Here is a 14,621-nt window from a genome sequence, read left to right on the forward strand (position 1 = left end):
GGAGTCGCATGCAGTACGTGAAGCTCGGTTCGACGGGTCTCGAGGTGTCCCGGATCTGTCTGGGCTGTATGAGCTTCGGCCTGCCCGACCGCGGCACCCATACCTGGACCCTCGATGAGGAGGCCTCCAGGCCGTTGATCCGCCGGGCACTCGACGCCGGCATCACCTTCTTCGACACCGCGAACGTCTACTCGGACGGCACCAGCGAGGAGATCGTCGGCCGGGCGCTCGCCGAGTACGCCCGGCGTGACGAGATCGTCCTGGCGACCAAGGTGCACGGCCGGATGCGGCCAGGACCCAACGGCGGCGGCCTGTCCCGCAAGGCGATCATGACGGAGATCGACCACAGCCTGCGCCGCCTCGGCACCGACTACGTCGACCTCTACCAGATCCACCGCTTCGACCCGACGACCCCGGTGGAGGAGACGATGGAGGCCCTGCACGACGTGGTCAAGGCGGGCAAGGCCCGCTACATCGGTGCCAGTTCGATGTACGCCTGGCAGTTCTCCAAGGCGCAGTACACGGCCCGGCTGAACGGCTGGACACGCTTCGTCTCCATGCAGAACCACTACAACCTCCTCTACCGCGAGGAGGAGCGCGAGATGCTGCCGCTGTGCGCGGACCAGGGCGTCGGCACCCTGCCCTGGAGCCCGCTGGCCCGCGGGCGTCTCGCCCGTGACTGGGACGAGACCAGCGAGCGCAGCCGCACCGACGAGTTCGGCAAGAAGCTCTACCAGGAGGGCGACCGGGAGATCGTCGAGGCGGTGGCCTCGGTCGCCTCCGAACGGGGCATCCCGCGCGCCCGGGTCGCCCTCGCCTGGCTGCTGCACCAGGACGCCGTCGCCGCACCCATCGTCGGCGTCACCAAGCCCCAGCACATCGACGACGCCGTCGCGGCGGTCGACGTCGAGCTCACCGACAAGGAGATCCAGGCACTCCAGGAGTCGTACACGCCGCACGCGATCAGCGGCCACTGACATCCGGCCGGACGGAAGGGGCGGTACGCGGCGCGCGTGCCGCCCCCTGTTCTCGGGCGGCGGCTCGCGGCGGGCTCTACGCGGAGCCGGCCAGCCACGGCCTCACCTGTCGGCGCGCCTCGTGCAGACGGGACTTCAGCGTGCCCAGCGGGACACCGACGCGTTCGGCGACCTCCGCGTACTCCAACTGGCAGATGTCCCGGTACACCAGCGGCGCCACCAGGTGCGGGTGTTCGCGCTCCAGCCGCTCCAGGGCCTCCAGCAGGTCCACGCGGGACCCGGCGATCACGCTGGTGGTGCGCGGATCCACGTGCTGTGCCGCGTCGATGGCTGCCGGCTGCTCTGCGGCCCGCCGCTTCAGCTCCCGGTACTTCTGCCGGGCGCAGTTGGCGACCACCGTGTACAGCCAGGTGCTGAAGCGGCTGCGGCCCTGGAACGTGGTGATCCGCCGGGCAACCTGCAACAGCACGTCCTGCGCCGCTTCTTCGGCGTCCTCCCGGCACGGCAGGAACCGCCCGCAGCGCCGCACCACCTCCGGCTGGATCCGCTGGAGCAGTGCGTCCAGAGCCGCCCCGTCACCCGCGGCCGCACGCCGGGCGAGCTCCTCGGTGTCGGCGGCATCCCCCACAGGGAGCTCCCCTCGAAGTCGATCTCCGAACAGGCATGATAGTCGTATGCAGCCCCTGGAGCGGATCGACCGCTACCGCCTCGAACGCCGCCTGGGCGGCGGCGCCTTCGGCGTCGTCTGGCTCGCCCACGACGACGTTCTCGAAGCGCCCGTCGCGGTCAAAGTGCTCAGCGAGAACTGGGCCGACCGGCTGGACATCCGGGAGCGCTTCCTCTCCGAGGCCCGCCTGCTGCGCCGGGCCGGCTCCAGCCGGGTCGTCCAGGTCTACGACATCGGCGAACTCCCCGACGGCAGGCCGTACTTCGTCATGGAGTACGCCGACTCGGGCACCCTCGCCGACCGGATCGCGACCGGTCCGCTCCCCGTGGCCGAGGCGCTGCGCCTGACCGCGCTCACCGCCCGCGCCGCGGCCGCCCTGCACGACGCCGGCATCGTGCACCGGGACGTCAAACCGTCCAACGTGCTGCTGCGGACCGGGCCCGACGGCTCCACCCGGCTGCTGCTGGCGGACCTCGGCCTGGCCAAGAGCCTGGCACAGGCGTCCGGGCTCACCATGGCCGCGGGCTCCGCCGGATACGCCCCGCCCGAACAGAGCGAACCCGGCTCCGGCATCGACGCACGCGCCGACGTCTACAGCCTCGGCGCCCTCGGCTATCACCTCCTCACCGGTACGGTCCCCGCCCCGCCCGGCAAGGTCCAGCGCCCCGACCGGCTCCGTCCCGACCTGCCGCCCGAGGTTCAGCGGGCGCTGATGCGAGCCATGGAGCCCGAGCGTGACCGGCGCTGGCCGACCGCGGAAGCCTTGGCCGTCGAACTCGACCGGCTCGCCGACGAACTCGGCCGGCTCGCCGGAGCGTCGTCCGGGCCGGCCCGCGGTGGCTCCGCCGCCGTCGCGGCGGCGCGGTGCTCGCCCTGGCCGCGGTGGCCGTCGCGGGCGCCGCCGGAGCCACCACCACCCTGCTGCTGCGGCACCCCGCTGCGGCGAACGTGACCGTGCAGGACGCCACCGGGCGCCTGCACGCCGCCGTGCCCGCGGCCTGGGGCCGCCAGCTGCGCGACGCCGGCTGGAACCCCAAGGAACTGGGCCTGCCGGCCGGGCAGGAGCCCGCCCTCGCCGTCGCCGACGACCTCTCACGCTGGCAGGACCTGAGCACCTCTGTGAACGGGGCGTTCATCGGGCTGAGCGAGCACGGGGACCTCTCCGCCAAGGTGCGCGCACTCGACCACACCGGCTGCCACTACCGGGGCAGCCGTGACTACCGCGGCACGCTCTGGCAGGGCCGCATACGCACCTGGGACGACTGCGACGGCGGCAAGGGCTCCGTGACGGAGGCCGCCCTCGCTCCGGCCGGCGGTGCCGACGGACCCCAGGTCTACGTCCAGCTGCGCCAGGACGGCGGCGGCGACCGGACCGACCGGATCCTCGACTCGGTGCGTGTCACGGGCTGACCATCGAGGGGGGACGACTGCCGGCCACCCTGCACAACGTCCGGCCCCGCCCATCGGGGAACGCGCCGTCCCGTACATCACCCGAACGCATCGCGCCACAGCCGCACGCCGCGAACTTTTCCGGCCGAGCGGGCATCGGACAGAAGGACGGAGCATCTCGGCACCGTCGAGAACGCACGCGCCCGGCGCGGGCGGCCCGAGTTTCAAGGAGTAACGGACATGGCGACCTTCCGGCGCGGCACAGCGGGCCCGGACCTCGACGGCACGGCCCCCTTCCTGACGGCGCGACGCGTGGTGTCCGCGCTGGGCGCGGTCGCCGCCCTCACCCTGCTCACCGCTTGCGGAAGCGACCACGGCACCGCCGGTGCTCCGCAGAAGCTGCCCGGCACGGCCCGGCCCGCCTCCGGCGACCAGTCGACCGGAGACGGCACCGCGACCAGCACGGGCGGCCCCTCCGCCGGGCCCGCCACACCGGGCGACGCCCACAGCGGGTCCTCCGAGGCGGCCACCGGGGACGGCACCACGAGCGGCAGCCGGTGTCACACGTCCGAACTGCGCGCCTCCGTCGGGGCGAACAACCCGGGAGCCGGGCAGGAGAACTTCCCCCTGGTCCTGACCAACCGCTCCGGGCGCACCTGCACCATCGACGGCTACCCGGGCGCCGCCTTCGTGGACGCCTCCGGCAAGCAACTGGGCCCGGACCCCAAGCGCAGTTCGGGCAGCCCCACGAAGGTCACGCTGGCGCCGGGCAGGAGCGCCTGGGCCGGACTGACCTTCTCCAACCCGGAGGTCAGCGGCGCCCGCACGGGCACACCCGCGGCCCTCCTGATCACCCCGCCCGACGAGAAGGCTTCCCTGAAGGTGACGTGGTCGGGCGGCGCGGTGCCCGTGTCGGGCAACTCCTCCTCGGTCTTCCTGACGGTCTTCCAGCCCGGCACCGGCGCCTGACCCGTCCTGCCGCCCCCCACCCCGCTGTCCGCTCCGAGGCAGCGGGGTTCGTCATGGAACCGCTGCCGTTGTCACAGGACGGCAACACCTCCCCTGCGCCCCGATCTTTTCCGCCGCCCCCGCCCATCGAACCCGTCGACCCACACGGCACGACGGCTCCGTCCGGAGCCGCACGACGAGGAGACGGGGACGAACATGAACGGCATCTCACGCAGGCGTCTGCTGACCGCTGGGGCGACGGCGGGCGCGCTGGGCGCACTGTCCGCCTGCTCGCCCGGCGGCTGGTCCGTGACCGGCGAGGGCCCCTCGGACGGCAGGGGCACCCCTGAAACCCGACCGCTGAAGGTCATCGGCGACGGCTCCACCGCCGACACCGGCGCCCAGCCGAAGCAGCCCAGCGCTGAGAGGCTGAAGCCCGGTCAGCGGCCGCCGCAGTTCGTGGTCTTCTCCTGGGACGGCGCGGGCGAGCTGAGCAACAAGCTCTTCTCCCGCTTCCGCAAGGTCGCCGTCGACCACGGCGCGTCGATGACCTTCTTCCTCAGCGGCATCTACACGCTGCCGGAGTCCAAGAAGCACCTCTACCGTCCGCCGCAGCACCCGGTCGGCGCCTCCGCGATCGGCTACCTCGCCGACCGGCACATCCACGCCACGCTCCAGCAGGTGCGCGCCGCCTGGCTGGAGGGCCACGAGATCGGCACCCACTTCAACGGGCACTTCTGCGGCGCAGGCGGGGTGCGCGACTGGTCGCCGGCCGAGTGGCGGAGCGAGATCGACCAGGCCGTCCGCTTCGTCACCGAATGGAAGACCAACACCGGCTTCACCGACCTGGACCCGCTGCCCTTCGACTACCGCAAGGAACTCATCGGCGGCCGCACGCCGTGCCTGGAAGGACAGGCACGCCTGCTGCCCACCGCGGCGGCGCTCGGCTGGAAGTACGACGCCAGCTCACCCGGGGGCCTGCAGATCTGGCCCGGCAAGGTGCAGGACGGCCGGATCTGGGACTTCCCCCTGCAGTCCATACCGTTCTCCGGCCACTCCTTCCAGGTCCTGTCGATGGACTACAACATGATGTACAACCAGTCCGGCGGAAACCCCCTGGGCGACCGCTCCCGGTACGGCGCCTGGCGCGCCCAGGCCCGGGACACCTACCTGGCCGGTTTCCGGCGTGCCTACGACAGCAACCGGGCGCCCCTCTTCATCGGCAACCACTTCGAACGCTGGAACGGCGGCATCTACATGGACGCCGTCGAGGAGGCCATCGGACGGATGTCCCAGTACGACGACGTTCGGTTCGTGTCGTTCCGCCAGCTGGTGGCATGGCTGGAGGCCCAGGACAGGGCCGTGCTCAGGAAGCTGCGCACCCTCGCCCCCGGACAGTCGCCGCTCGGCGGCTGGGCGGAGTTCCTCGGCACGCCCGCGTCAGCCACGACGACCGCGAACTGACCGGTCTCTCATGGGCGTTGTCCGCACCGGTAGAGCCGGAGCTGGACGGAGCCCGTGCCGCCGTACGCCGTCGGCGGCACCGCGGTGCAGTGCGTGGTGACCCAGCGCGTGATCGCGGTCGTGGGGGGCGATGCGGCGGTGCCGGTGTGCTGCGCGGTCCCGTCGTACCGGGCCTCTCCCTCCTGCTCACCGGCCTTCCGCTGCCACCCTCCCGTATGCGTGCGCCGGAGGGCGACGTAGTGCAGTTCGCCGGAGTCGACCAGCCGGACGAGTCCGGCGGGGGAGGGGAAGGGGACCTGTCCGGTGAAGCCGCCCATGGGCAGCACGGACGCGTCGGCCGCGATGACGTACGGCGCGGCATCCGCCCAGTCCGGCATGGCCGCGAGGTACTTCGCCCCCTCCCGGTGTGCCGTCAGATAGGCCAGGAGCCGTGCGCGCTGCGGCGTGAGCCGATACGGTCCGCCGCTCCCCGGGCGGCTGGCGGGCCCGACCCTGCCCATGCCGCCGGGCTGGTTGTAGCGCGGGGACAGCGCCGAGGCCGACCACGCGGCCGGTATCAGCAGCACGGCGGCGAGACCGACCGCCAGGCCGGCCACGGATGTCCGCGGCCGGCGGGCCGTCACAGCGCGGCCTGCGCCGGTGAGTACGAGGGACAGGACGCACAGGCCGACGGCGGCGGGAGCCAGCCATCCGAAGAAGTGGCGGTAGTACAGCGTCAGGGCCGCGGCCCACAGGACGTTCGCGGCGGTCACCGCCGGAAGGACCCAGGCCTGGCGGCCGCCGGCCCGGTACGCCCCCCAGGCCCGCACCAGCCCGGCACCGCTCAGCGCCGCGAGGGCCACGGCGACCACACCCATGTAGTACGTGTGGCCGGTGACGCTGCCGAAGCTGAACGCGGCGAAGAAGGTGGCCAGCCACACCCCCCACAACAGATGTCCGACCAGCGCCGGATCGGTGCGGGCTACACGGCGGCGCCGCGCGGCGGCGAGCCCCCACACAAGGCCGCACCCGGCCAGCGGGTACAGCCAGCCAGTCTGGGTGGCGAGACCCGGGCTGAACATCTTCAGCACGCTGTTGCCCATGCCAGGACCCTTGCGGTGGGCTCGCCCTGCGGTGTGACCGGTGCCGTCGGCCTCCCTCGCTGAACCGCCCACGCCCGAGCCGCTGTCGGTGGCCGCGTGCATGGGGCCCGTCTCGCCGGTGACGACACTGCCCGTGTTCGCCGCGTCCAGGCCCAGCGAGGTGAAACGGGTCAGGAAGTTGTAGCCCACGACCATGCCTACGGCCGAGTTGTTCGTGGTGCCGTCCATGTAGGGACGCGACTGAGCGGGGACGGCGGTCGCCACGACCACCCAGGAGGCCGACACCGCCACGGCGACCGCGCCGGTCACCGCGACATGGCCGATCCTGCGCCGCAGGGTGGTGGGGGCGGCCACCAGGTAGGTGACGGCCAGGGCCGGGAGCACCGCCCAGGCCTCCAGCATCTTGCACTGGAACGCCACCCCGACCCAGACGCCGGCGGTCAGCAGGGTGCGCAGCCGGGCCCGCGCGACGGCCCGCCAGGTGGCCTCGGCTGCCAGGAGCAGCAGCAGGACGAACGGCGCGTCCTCCACGATCGACCGGCCCAGCCCCACGGCCACCGGGGTGAGCGACAGGAACGCCGCGGCCAGCAGCCCCGCCGGGACCCCGGCCCAGCGACGCACCAGCAGGTGCAGGAGGAGGACGCAGGCCACACCTTCGATCGCCTGGGGCAGCACCAGTGCCCAGGGGTGGAAGCCGAAGACCATGGCCGACAGCGCCTGCGGCCACAGGAAGCCGGGCTCCTTGTCGAGCGTGATGGAGTTGCCCGGGTCGAAGGAACCGAAGAAGAACGCCACCGGGTTGTCGGTCATGCTGCGCACGGCGGCGGCGTAGAACGTGTGGTAGACGCTGTGGTCGATGCCCCACGTGCAGAGAACCGCCGCGAGAGCCGCTATGGCCCCCAGCACCGGGAGTTCGTAGCGCGGCCGCGGCGGCCGCCGGCTCCGGGGAGGCGCCCCTTCGCCCTGCGCGCCTGCCGCGGCGGTCGCGGGCGCCGTACCTGTCGCCGGTGTCTCGTCGTGCGCTGCGGTCTGCTCCGAATGAGCGCTGAGCATAGGTGGCCTTCCCGGACTGCCGCTGTCTTCTCACCGTCGCGTCGGCCCATTGCGCGGCACGTGCGACCGGATGATCCGACTATGAAGAAGTAGGCATTCCGTGGCCGTGTTGCATGAGACGTACAGGACGTCGGTAAGAGCCCGTTCCTTTCGGAAGGGCGCCCGGCGTGGAGATGACGCGCCGGTGACCGGAGCATTGCGGAAAGGGGTGACAGGCGTCCGGCCCGTCCGACGGCTGCGGACGGGCCGGACGTCGTGGGCCGGACGAGAGCCGGCGCAGCGGGTCAGGACCCGGTGTGGTGAAGGGCGGCGAACACCCCGCGGTGTTCACCGCCGTCCGGCGAGCGCCAGCCCGCGGTGACGTGGCCCGTGGTGTCGGCCGGTGCGGTCGCCCCGGGTTCCAGGACGCGCGTCACGCGCAGGTTCAGCGACGCGGGGGCCGCGGAGCCGGTCGCGTGCACAGCGACCAGGGTGTCGTGGGATCCGTCGGTCACGGACGTCGTGACGCCTCCGGTCGCCACCGGCGTACCCGCGACCCGGACGCCGACGGACGGGTCGGGGGTGTCGGACCGGCTCTGTGCCTGGGGTTCGGCGCGGCCCTGGAGCAGCGCCAGCAACTGGGCGACGAGCACCGGGTCGTGCGTACCGTCGTAGATCCATCGCCGTCCCAGCACACCGTGCTCGGAGGTGCCGAGGAGGGCCTGTCCGGATCCTTCGAGGGGCGCGCCCCGGTAACTCAGCGGTACGTGGTACGAGACCGGCGCCGGTCCCGACGCGTCGGTGGCCACCAGGAACTCGATCCCGACCTCGCCCTCCGGGTCGTCCAGCCGGAACCCGCCGGTCCTGGACAGCTCCGGCGCGCGGCCCGTGCCGACGTACCAGGGCCGGGTGGGGAGCCAGGCGGTGAGCAGTTCAAGCTTGGTGGGGGTCATCGTGGTCTTGTGGATGATCGCCATGCCCGCGAACCTATCCGACTCCTCCCTGCGATGCTGCGGTAAAGGAGTGAAGGAATACGTCCTGTCGGCCGGGTGGACGGTACGGAAGCGGGGCACGGGGAAGAGAATGTTCGATCCCTTCAGGTTGGACCGCACGATGACACACCTCACCGGACAGACGACCTCCCGCGGCACCGCCCTGCTCGCCGACCCGTTGCTCAACAAGGGCACGGCCTTCACCCGCGAGGAACGCGCGGAACTCGGCCTGGACGGACTGCTGCCGCCCGCCGTGGAGTCCCTCGACGAGCAGGTCGCCCGCGCCCACCGGGCGTTCCTCGGCTACGACAAGCCGCTCAACCGGCACATCTACCTGCGGCAGCTGCAGGACACCAACGAGGTGGTGTTCTACCGCCTGATCACCGAACACCTCGAGGAACTGCTGCCGATCGTCTACACCCCGACCGTCGGGGAGGCGTGCCGCCGTTTCAGCGAGATCTACCGGCGGCCCCGCGGCCTGTTCCTGTCCTGGGAGGACCGCGACCGGTTCCGGGAGATCCTGCGCAACCGACCGCACAAGGGCGCCGTCGACGTCATCGTCGTCACCGACGGCCAGCGCATTCTCGGCCTGGGCGACCAGGGCGTCGGGGGCATGGGCATCCCGATCGGCAAGCTGAGCCTCTACACCGCGATCGGCGGCATCCACCCGGCGCGCACCCTGCCGATCCTGCTCGACGTCGGCACCGACAACGAGCAGCTCCTGTCTGATCCCCGGTATCTGGGCCGGCGGGAGCACCGGCTCACCGGGGCGCAGTACGACGAGATGATCGAGGCGTTCGTCTCGGCGGTGGAGGCGGAGCTGCCGGGCACGCTGTTGCAGTGGGAGGACTTCGCGACCGTTCACGCCCGGCCGATCCTCACCCGCTACCGTGACCGGCTGCTCACTTTCAACGACGACATCCAGGGCACCGCGGCGGTGGTGCTCGGCGCCCTGTCCACGGCCTGCCAGGTGGCCGGCACGCCGCTGACCGAGCAGCGGCTGGTCGTCCTGGGAGCGGGCTCCGCCGCCGTGGGCGTCGCCGACATGATCCGCTCCGCCCTCGTGGACGAGGGACTTTCCGAGGAGGACGCGGCGGACCGCTTCTGGTTCGTCGACGTCGACGGACTGCTGGTGGACTCGCGCGACGATCTGACCGACGAGCAGCGGGTGTACGCGCGCGCGGACGACGAGGTGGCCGACTGGGGTGGCACCGGGCTCGCCGAGGTGGTGCGCCGGATCGAGCCGACCGCCCTGATCGGGCTGTCGACGGCGCACGGCGCGTTCACCGAGGAGATCGTGCGGCGGATGGCGTCCACCTGCGAACGGCCGGTGATCTTCCCGCTGTCCAACCCGACCTCGCACGCCGAGGCCGATCCAGCGGACCTTGCCCGCTGGACGGACGGCAGGGCGCTGATCGCCACCGGGTCGCCGTTCCCGCCGCTGGAGGTGGACGGTCACCGGATTCCGGTGGCGCAGGCCAACAACGTGTACATCTTCCCCGCGATGGGGCTCGCGGTGGCGGCGGCGGGGCCACCCGGGTCACCGACCGGATGCTGGTCGCCGCGGCACGCGCCGTCGCCCGGCGGGCCGCCGAGGCGGCCGCCGGAGTTCCGGGCCCCGCCCCGCTGCTGCCGCCGCTCGGCGGCATGCGGGAGGCCGCCCGGGAGATCGCGGTGGCCGCCGCGCTCGCCGCCGTGGAGGACGGGGTGGCCCCCAAGGCGACCGAGGCGGAGGTGCGCGAGGCGGTCGAGAAGACCCAGTGGATACCGGACTATCCGGCCCGCTGATGCGGAGCAGATCACGGACCAGAGCCCTGCCGGCCCGTCCCGTGGCGGGGAGGAGCGGCAGGGTGCCGCCCCGGCCGCAGTGGACCTGCAGACGGCAGGGCCACTGCGGCCGGGGCCGGACCCCGGGCACCCCCGTCCGCGGCACGCCTTCGCGGACATCGCCGAACCGCTGCGGTGACGGGGCGGCGGCCGTCCGGAGAGTCGTCGATCCGAGACGAGAGGTGCCGTGCCGATGGATACGCCTGGGTCGGGCGGGGCGGAACCGGACATCAGCGTCGTCGTCATCGTCTACGACGACGCCCCGCGCCTGACGACAGCCGTACGTTCCGCGCTCGACCAGACGCTGCGCAACGTGGAAGTCGTCATCGTGGACGACTGTTCCACCGACGGGTCCTACGACGTGGCGTGCTCCCTCGCCGCCGCCGACCCAAGCCGTGTGCGTGCGATCCGGCTGGCCGAGAACAGCGGCGGCTGCGGCGAGCCGCGCAACCAGGGTCTGGCCGTGGCCCGCGGCCGCTATGTGATGTTCCTGGACAGCGACGACACCCTCGAAGCCAACGCATGCCGCAACCTGCTGGAAGCGGCCGACCGTACCGGCGCCGACCTGGTCTCGGGACGGTGCGTCCGGGTGCACACCGACAGCAGACACGACAAGCGCATCCCGTGGTACCCCTGGCTGTACCGGTCCACGCGCACCGTCGAGTCCATCGCCGAACTGCCGGACCTCTTCGTCTTCGACACCCTGTCGACGAACAAGTGCTACCGGCGCGCATTCCTCCTGGAGAACGGTCTCGCCTTCCCGCGCGGCATCCACTACGAGGACCTGCTCTTCTCCGCTCAGGCCTATCTCGCCGCCGGACGCATCACCCTGATCCCCCACACCGTCTACTTCTGGCACGTCGTCCAGAAGACCACGGCCAAGTCGATCAGCAACCGGCGCCACGAGATCAACAACTTCGCCGACCGGCTGGAGATCCACCGCCGCATCGACGAGGTGCTGAAGCGACGCGGCCTGGACGAACTCAAATTGCGCAAGGACACCAAGTTCCTCAAGCACGACCTCGCGCTCTACCTCGGCGACCTGCCGTTCCTCGACGACGGCTACCGCCACCGGTTCGCCGGACTGGCCCGCGGTTACATCCAGGACTTCCCCGAGGCGGCGTACGCCGAACTGGACCGGGTGCACGCCATCTGCGCCCACCTGCTGATGCGGGAGGACTGGGAGAACCTGATGCCGGCCGTCGACACGCTGATCAACCGTTCCAAGATCTCCACGCCGCTCGTCGAGCGGGACGGGCGCATCTACTGGTGCGACCGGTACCTCGACGACCCCGAGGCACGCGACGTCATGGACGTCACCGCCCTCGGCCACCACGGCAGAGAGCTGGACGAGATGTTCCTGCGCAACGTGCTCACCGGATACGCCGTGCGCGGTGATCTGGTGGTCCTGGAGGGCGCCGTGGTCAACCCCCTGCACACCGTCCCCCCGGACGCCCGCCTCACCGCCGAGTTGGAGTTCCGGGCCCGCCGCCGCAGCCTGCGGACCTTCCGGTTCCCGGTGGGGACGGTGCGTCATGCCGGCGACACCCTCACCTGGCGCGCCGCCGTACCGCTGACCGGCCGCTTCCGGCCGGTCGGCGTCGTCGACGAGGTGTGGGACGTCCGGCTGCACCTGACTGCGGACGGCAGGCGCACCACGACCCGGATCACCGCCGGCGACATCGACCTGGAGAACTCCGCGTCCGTGCCCGTACGCCCCCGGCTCGGCCGGTTCGTCGCCGACCGGCTCGAACCGCACGTCTCCGCCAAGGGCCATCTGGCCTTCCGGCTCACCCAGCACGGCCCGGCCGCCCGGCGCGGCCGCGCGCTCGTGGACCGCAATCTGCACGGCCCCGCGGCCCGGACCGTCAAGGGCACCTACCGCGCCCTGCGGGCCGTGCGCAGGGACCTGTCCTCGCACTCGCGCAAGGTGCGGGCCTACCACCACATGCTCCGGCTCCTGCCGGTCCGCAAGGGCACCGTCGTCTTCGAGAGCCACCTCGGCATGCATTACAGCGACAGCCCGCGAGCCATCCACGAGGAACTGCGGCGCCGCCGGGTGCCCGTCACCGCCGTCTGGTCGTACGCGGGGGAGCGGCCCGAGGGGTTCCCCGAGGACGCCGAACTCGTCCGCCGGTGGTCATGGCGGTACATCAGGGCGCTCGCCCAGGCCGAGTTCTGGATCGACAACCAGGGCTTCCCACTCATGCTCCGCAAACGCCCGGAGACCACGTACATCCAGACCTGGCACGGCTCGGCCCTGAAGCGGATGGGCTTCGACGAGCCCTCCTGCCGGGTGATGTCCGAACACGAACAGCGCGCCTTCCAACAGGCACTGGACCGCTTCGACCACTTCCTGGTGCGCAGCGAGCACGATGTGCGCACCCTCGCCCGCGCCTACCGCATCCCCGAATGGAAACTGCTGCGCACCGGTTACCCGCGCAACGACGCACTCGTCCGGGCGGCGCGGCACCCGCAGACGGCCGACCCGGCGGTGCGCAGGCTCGCCGAGCGCCTCGGCATCCGTCCCGACAGTCGTGTGGTGCTGTACGCGCCCACGTTCCGGGCGCGCCCCGACGGAGGCGTACGCGACTTCCGACTGCCCTTCGACGTCGAACGCTTCGCCGACCGCTTCGGGGACCGGTACACGCTCCTGGTCCGCCCTCACTATCTGAACCGGGTCACCCTGCCGCCCTCGGTGGCCGGCCGGGTGATCGACGTGGCGCGGGAGCCGGACATCACTCCGCTCCTGCTTCTTTCCGACGCGCTGATCACCGACTACTCGTCGGTGATGTTCGACTATGCGTTGCTCCTCCGGCCGCTCGTCTTCCTCGCCCACGACTGGGAGGAGTACTCCCAGGACGCGCGCGGAACCTACTTCGACTTGTTCGAGGAGGCCCCGGGCCCGGTCGTGCGCACCGAGGACGCGCTGTTCTCGGCGCTGTCGGACCTGCGCGCCCTGAGCACCCGGTACGAGGCACGGCTGAAGGAGTTCGTGGACAAGTTCGGCGAGTACGACCGCGGGGACGCCGCGGTCCGCATCGTGGAACGCTTCTTCGCACCGGCGGGAGAGAGCCAATGACGGGCCGTCAGATCTTCTTCGTCGCCAACGAGGTCAACGAACTGGGCGGCGTGGGCCGCTGGCAGACCCAGATGGCCCGGCTGCTCGCGGAGCGCGGACACCGCGTGACGATCATCGGTGTCTCCCCGCCCCAGATGCCGATGAACCTCGGCGAGAACCCGCCCTTCGAGACCCTCACCCTGTACGAGCGGCGTCCCCCGGCCCATCACCGGCCGCGCCCACTGCTGGGCCGGTTCGACCCGGCGGTCCGCGAGCAGGAGGCGGACAGGCGCGCCGCCGCCGAACGGCTTTCCCGCATCTTCCGCGCCGCCCGCCCCGGCGCCGTCATCATCGTGACCCAGGTCTGGGCGATGGAGTGGGTGGCGCGCGCGGACACCGCCGGGCACCCGGTGATCGGCATAAGCCACGAGTCCTTCGAGGCCTCCCGCGCGTCCTCGCGCTTCGAGCGGGTGCTGACGTACTACAGGAACGTGGACCGGTTGCTGGTCCTCACCCAGGAGGACGCCGACCTTTGGGTGGGCGAGGGCCTGAACAACGTCGGCTTCATGCCGAACCCGCTGCCGCTGACACCGGGCACCCCCTCACCGCGCACGGAGAAGGCGGTGGCCTGCATCGGCCGGCTCAGCCACGACAAGGGTGTCGACCTGCTGCTGGACGTGTGGGCTCAGGCCGCGCCCAGGCAGCCCGGCTGGATCCTGCGCATCCACGGAGCAGGCGAGAAGGAGACCGAGCTCCGGCAGCAGTGCGCGGAACTGAACCTGGACGACTCGGTGGAGTGGGCGGGGCAGACCGACGACGTGACCGAGGCGCTGCGCCGATCCTCGGTGTGCGTGCAGTCCTCCCGCCGGGAGGGCTTTCCGCTCGTCCTGCTGGAGGCCATGGCGTGCGGGGTGCCGTGTGTGGCGTTCGACTGCTCACCCGGCGTGCGGGAGATCGTCCGCGACGGCGAGGACGGGCTGCTGGCCCGGCACGGCAGCACTTCCGAACTGGCCCGCCACCTCGTGCGGTTGATGTCCGACGAGAAGCTGCGCGACACGCTGGGGACGCGGGCGCGGGAGAACGTGCGGCGTTTCGCCCCCGACGTGATCACCCGCCGGTGGGAGGAGCTCTTCGACTTCCTGGAGCGCTGAGCCCGGTCCGGGACGTCGGAGCCGGTCCGCG

At 71.8% G+C, this 14,621-nt stretch carries 10 protein-coding genes and 1 pseudogene; 8 read left to right on the forward strand and 3 right to left on the reverse strand.

What is annotated here, in order from left to right:
- Positions 1-8 precede the first annotated feature (8 nt).
- A complete protein-coding gene (locus tag N8I84_RS37510) occupies positions 9-977 on the forward strand; it encodes an aldo/keto reductase (RefSeq protein ID WP_263233960.1) in 969 nt (322 codons plus the stop codon).
- A 76-nt stretch (positions 978-1,053) separates the two neighbouring features.
- Here the strand turns inward: N8I84_RS37510 and N8I84_RS37515 are convergent, their stop codons facing one another.
- Positions 1,054-1,605, reverse strand: coding sequence for an RNA polymerase sigma factor (locus N8I84_RS37515; RefSeq protein ID WP_263233961.1), 552 nt, complete (start codon positions 1,603-1,605; stop codon positions 1,054-1,056).
- Positions 1,606-1,651: 46 nt separating this feature from the next.
- Here N8I84_RS37515 and N8I84_RS37520 point away from each other — a divergent pair, with 46 nt between their 5' ends.
- The 4 genes from N8I84_RS37520 to N8I84_RS37535 all read left to right on the forward strand — a co-directional run bounded on the left by N8I84_RS37520 (position 1,652) and on the right by N8I84_RS37535 (position 5,445).
- Positions 1,652-2,596 carry a serine/threonine-protein kinase gene (locus N8I84_RS37520; RefSeq protein WP_263233962.1) on the forward strand — a complete coding sequence of 315 codons (945 nt, stop codon included), beginning with the start codon at positions 1,652-1,654 and terminating at the stop codon, positions 2,594-2,596.
- Positions 2,527-3,054, forward strand: coding sequence for a hypothetical protein (locus N8I84_RS37525; protein ID WP_263233963.1), 528 nt, complete (start codon positions 2,527-2,529; stop codon positions 3,052-3,054). Before N8I84_RS37520 ends, N8I84_RS37525 begins: the two co-directional genes overlap by 70 nt.
- A 219-nt stretch (positions 3,055-3,273) precedes the next feature.
- Positions 3,274-4,002, forward strand: a complete 729-nt coding sequence (locus tag N8I84_RS37530) for a DUF4232 domain-containing protein (RefSeq protein WP_263233964.1) — start codon at positions 3,274-3,276, stop codon at positions 4,000-4,002.
- Between the two features lie 195 nt (positions 4,003-4,197).
- Positions 4,198-5,445, forward strand: a complete 1,248-nt coding sequence (locus N8I84_RS37535; protein ID WP_263233965.1) for a polysaccharide deacetylase family protein — start codon at positions 4,198-4,200, stop codon at positions 5,443-5,445.
- Positions 5,446-5,453: 8 nt separating this feature from the next.
- On the opposite strand, the gene N8I84_RS37540 is transcribed toward N8I84_RS37535, so the two are convergent.
- Complete coding sequence (locus tag N8I84_RS37540; protein ID WP_263233966.1) at positions 5,454-7,433, reverse strand: glycosyltransferase family 39 protein; 1,980 nt, start codon at positions 7,431-7,433, stop codon at positions 5,454-5,456.
- A gap of 431 nt (positions 7,434-7,864) precedes the next feature.
- Complete coding sequence (locus N8I84_RS37545) at positions 7,865-8,536, reverse strand: maltokinase N-terminal cap-like domain-containing protein (protein WP_263233967.1); 672 nt, start codon at positions 8,534-8,536, stop codon at positions 7,865-7,867.
- 136 nt (positions 8,537-8,672) lie between these two features.
- On the opposite strand from N8I84_RS37545, the pseudogene N8I84_RS37550 reads away from it, so the two are divergent.
- The 3 genes and pseudogenes from N8I84_RS37550 to N8I84_RS37560 all read left to right on the forward strand — a co-directional run bounded on the left by N8I84_RS37550 (position 8,673) and on the right by N8I84_RS37560 (position 14,590).
- Positions 8,673-10,339, forward strand: a pseudogene (locus N8I84_RS37550) (NAD-dependent malic enzyme).
- 232 nt (positions 10,340-10,571) lie between these two features.
- Positions 10,572-13,460 carry a bifunctional glycosyltransferase/CDP-glycerol:glycerophosphate glycerophosphotransferase gene (locus tag N8I84_RS37555; protein WP_263233968.1) on the forward strand — a complete coding sequence of 963 codons (2,889 nt, stop codon included), beginning with the start codon at positions 10,572-10,574 and terminating at the stop codon, positions 13,458-13,460.
- On the forward strand, positions 13,457-14,590 hold the full coding sequence (locus tag N8I84_RS37560) for a glycosyltransferase family 4 protein (RefSeq protein WP_263233969.1): 1,134 nt from the start codon (positions 13,457-13,459) through the stop codon (positions 14,588-14,590). The genes N8I84_RS37555 and N8I84_RS37560 overlap by 4 nt, the downstream gene beginning before the upstream one ends.
- Positions 14,591-14,621 lie beyond the last annotated feature (31 nt).

The sequence above is a fragment of the Streptomyces cynarae genome (genome assembly GCF_025642135.1).
Classification (GTDB): domain Bacteria; phylum Actinomycetota; class Actinomycetes; order Streptomycetales; family Streptomycetaceae; genus Streptomyces; species Streptomyces cynarae.

Coding starts and splice junctions, on each gene's coding strand:
- N8I84_RS37555 (WP_263233968.1), top strand. CDS start 10,572: ATGGATACGCCTGGGTCGGGCGGGGCGGAACCGGACATCAGCGTCGTC.
- N8I84_RS37545 (WP_263233967.1), bottom strand. CDS start 8,536: ATGGCGATCATCCACAAGACCACGATGACCCCCACCAAGCTTGAACTG.
- N8I84_RS37535 (WP_263233965.1), top strand. CDS start 4,198: ATGAACGGCATCTCACGCAGGCGTCTGCTGACCGCTGGGGCGACGGCG.
- N8I84_RS37530 (WP_263233964.1), top strand. CDS start 3,274: ATGGCGACCTTCCGGCGCGGCACAGCGGGCCCGGACCTCGACGGCACG.
- N8I84_RS37510 (WP_263233960.1), top strand. CDS start 9: ATGCAGTACGTGAAGCTCGGTTCGACGGGTCTCGAGGTGTCCCGGATC.
- N8I84_RS37520 (WP_263233962.1), top strand. CDS start 1,652: ATGCAGCCCCTGGAGCGGATCGACCGCTACCGCCTCGAACGCCGCCTG.
- N8I84_RS37560 (WP_263233969.1), top strand. CDS start 13,457: ATGACGGGCCGTCAGATCTTCTTCGTCGCCAACGAGGTCAACGAACTG.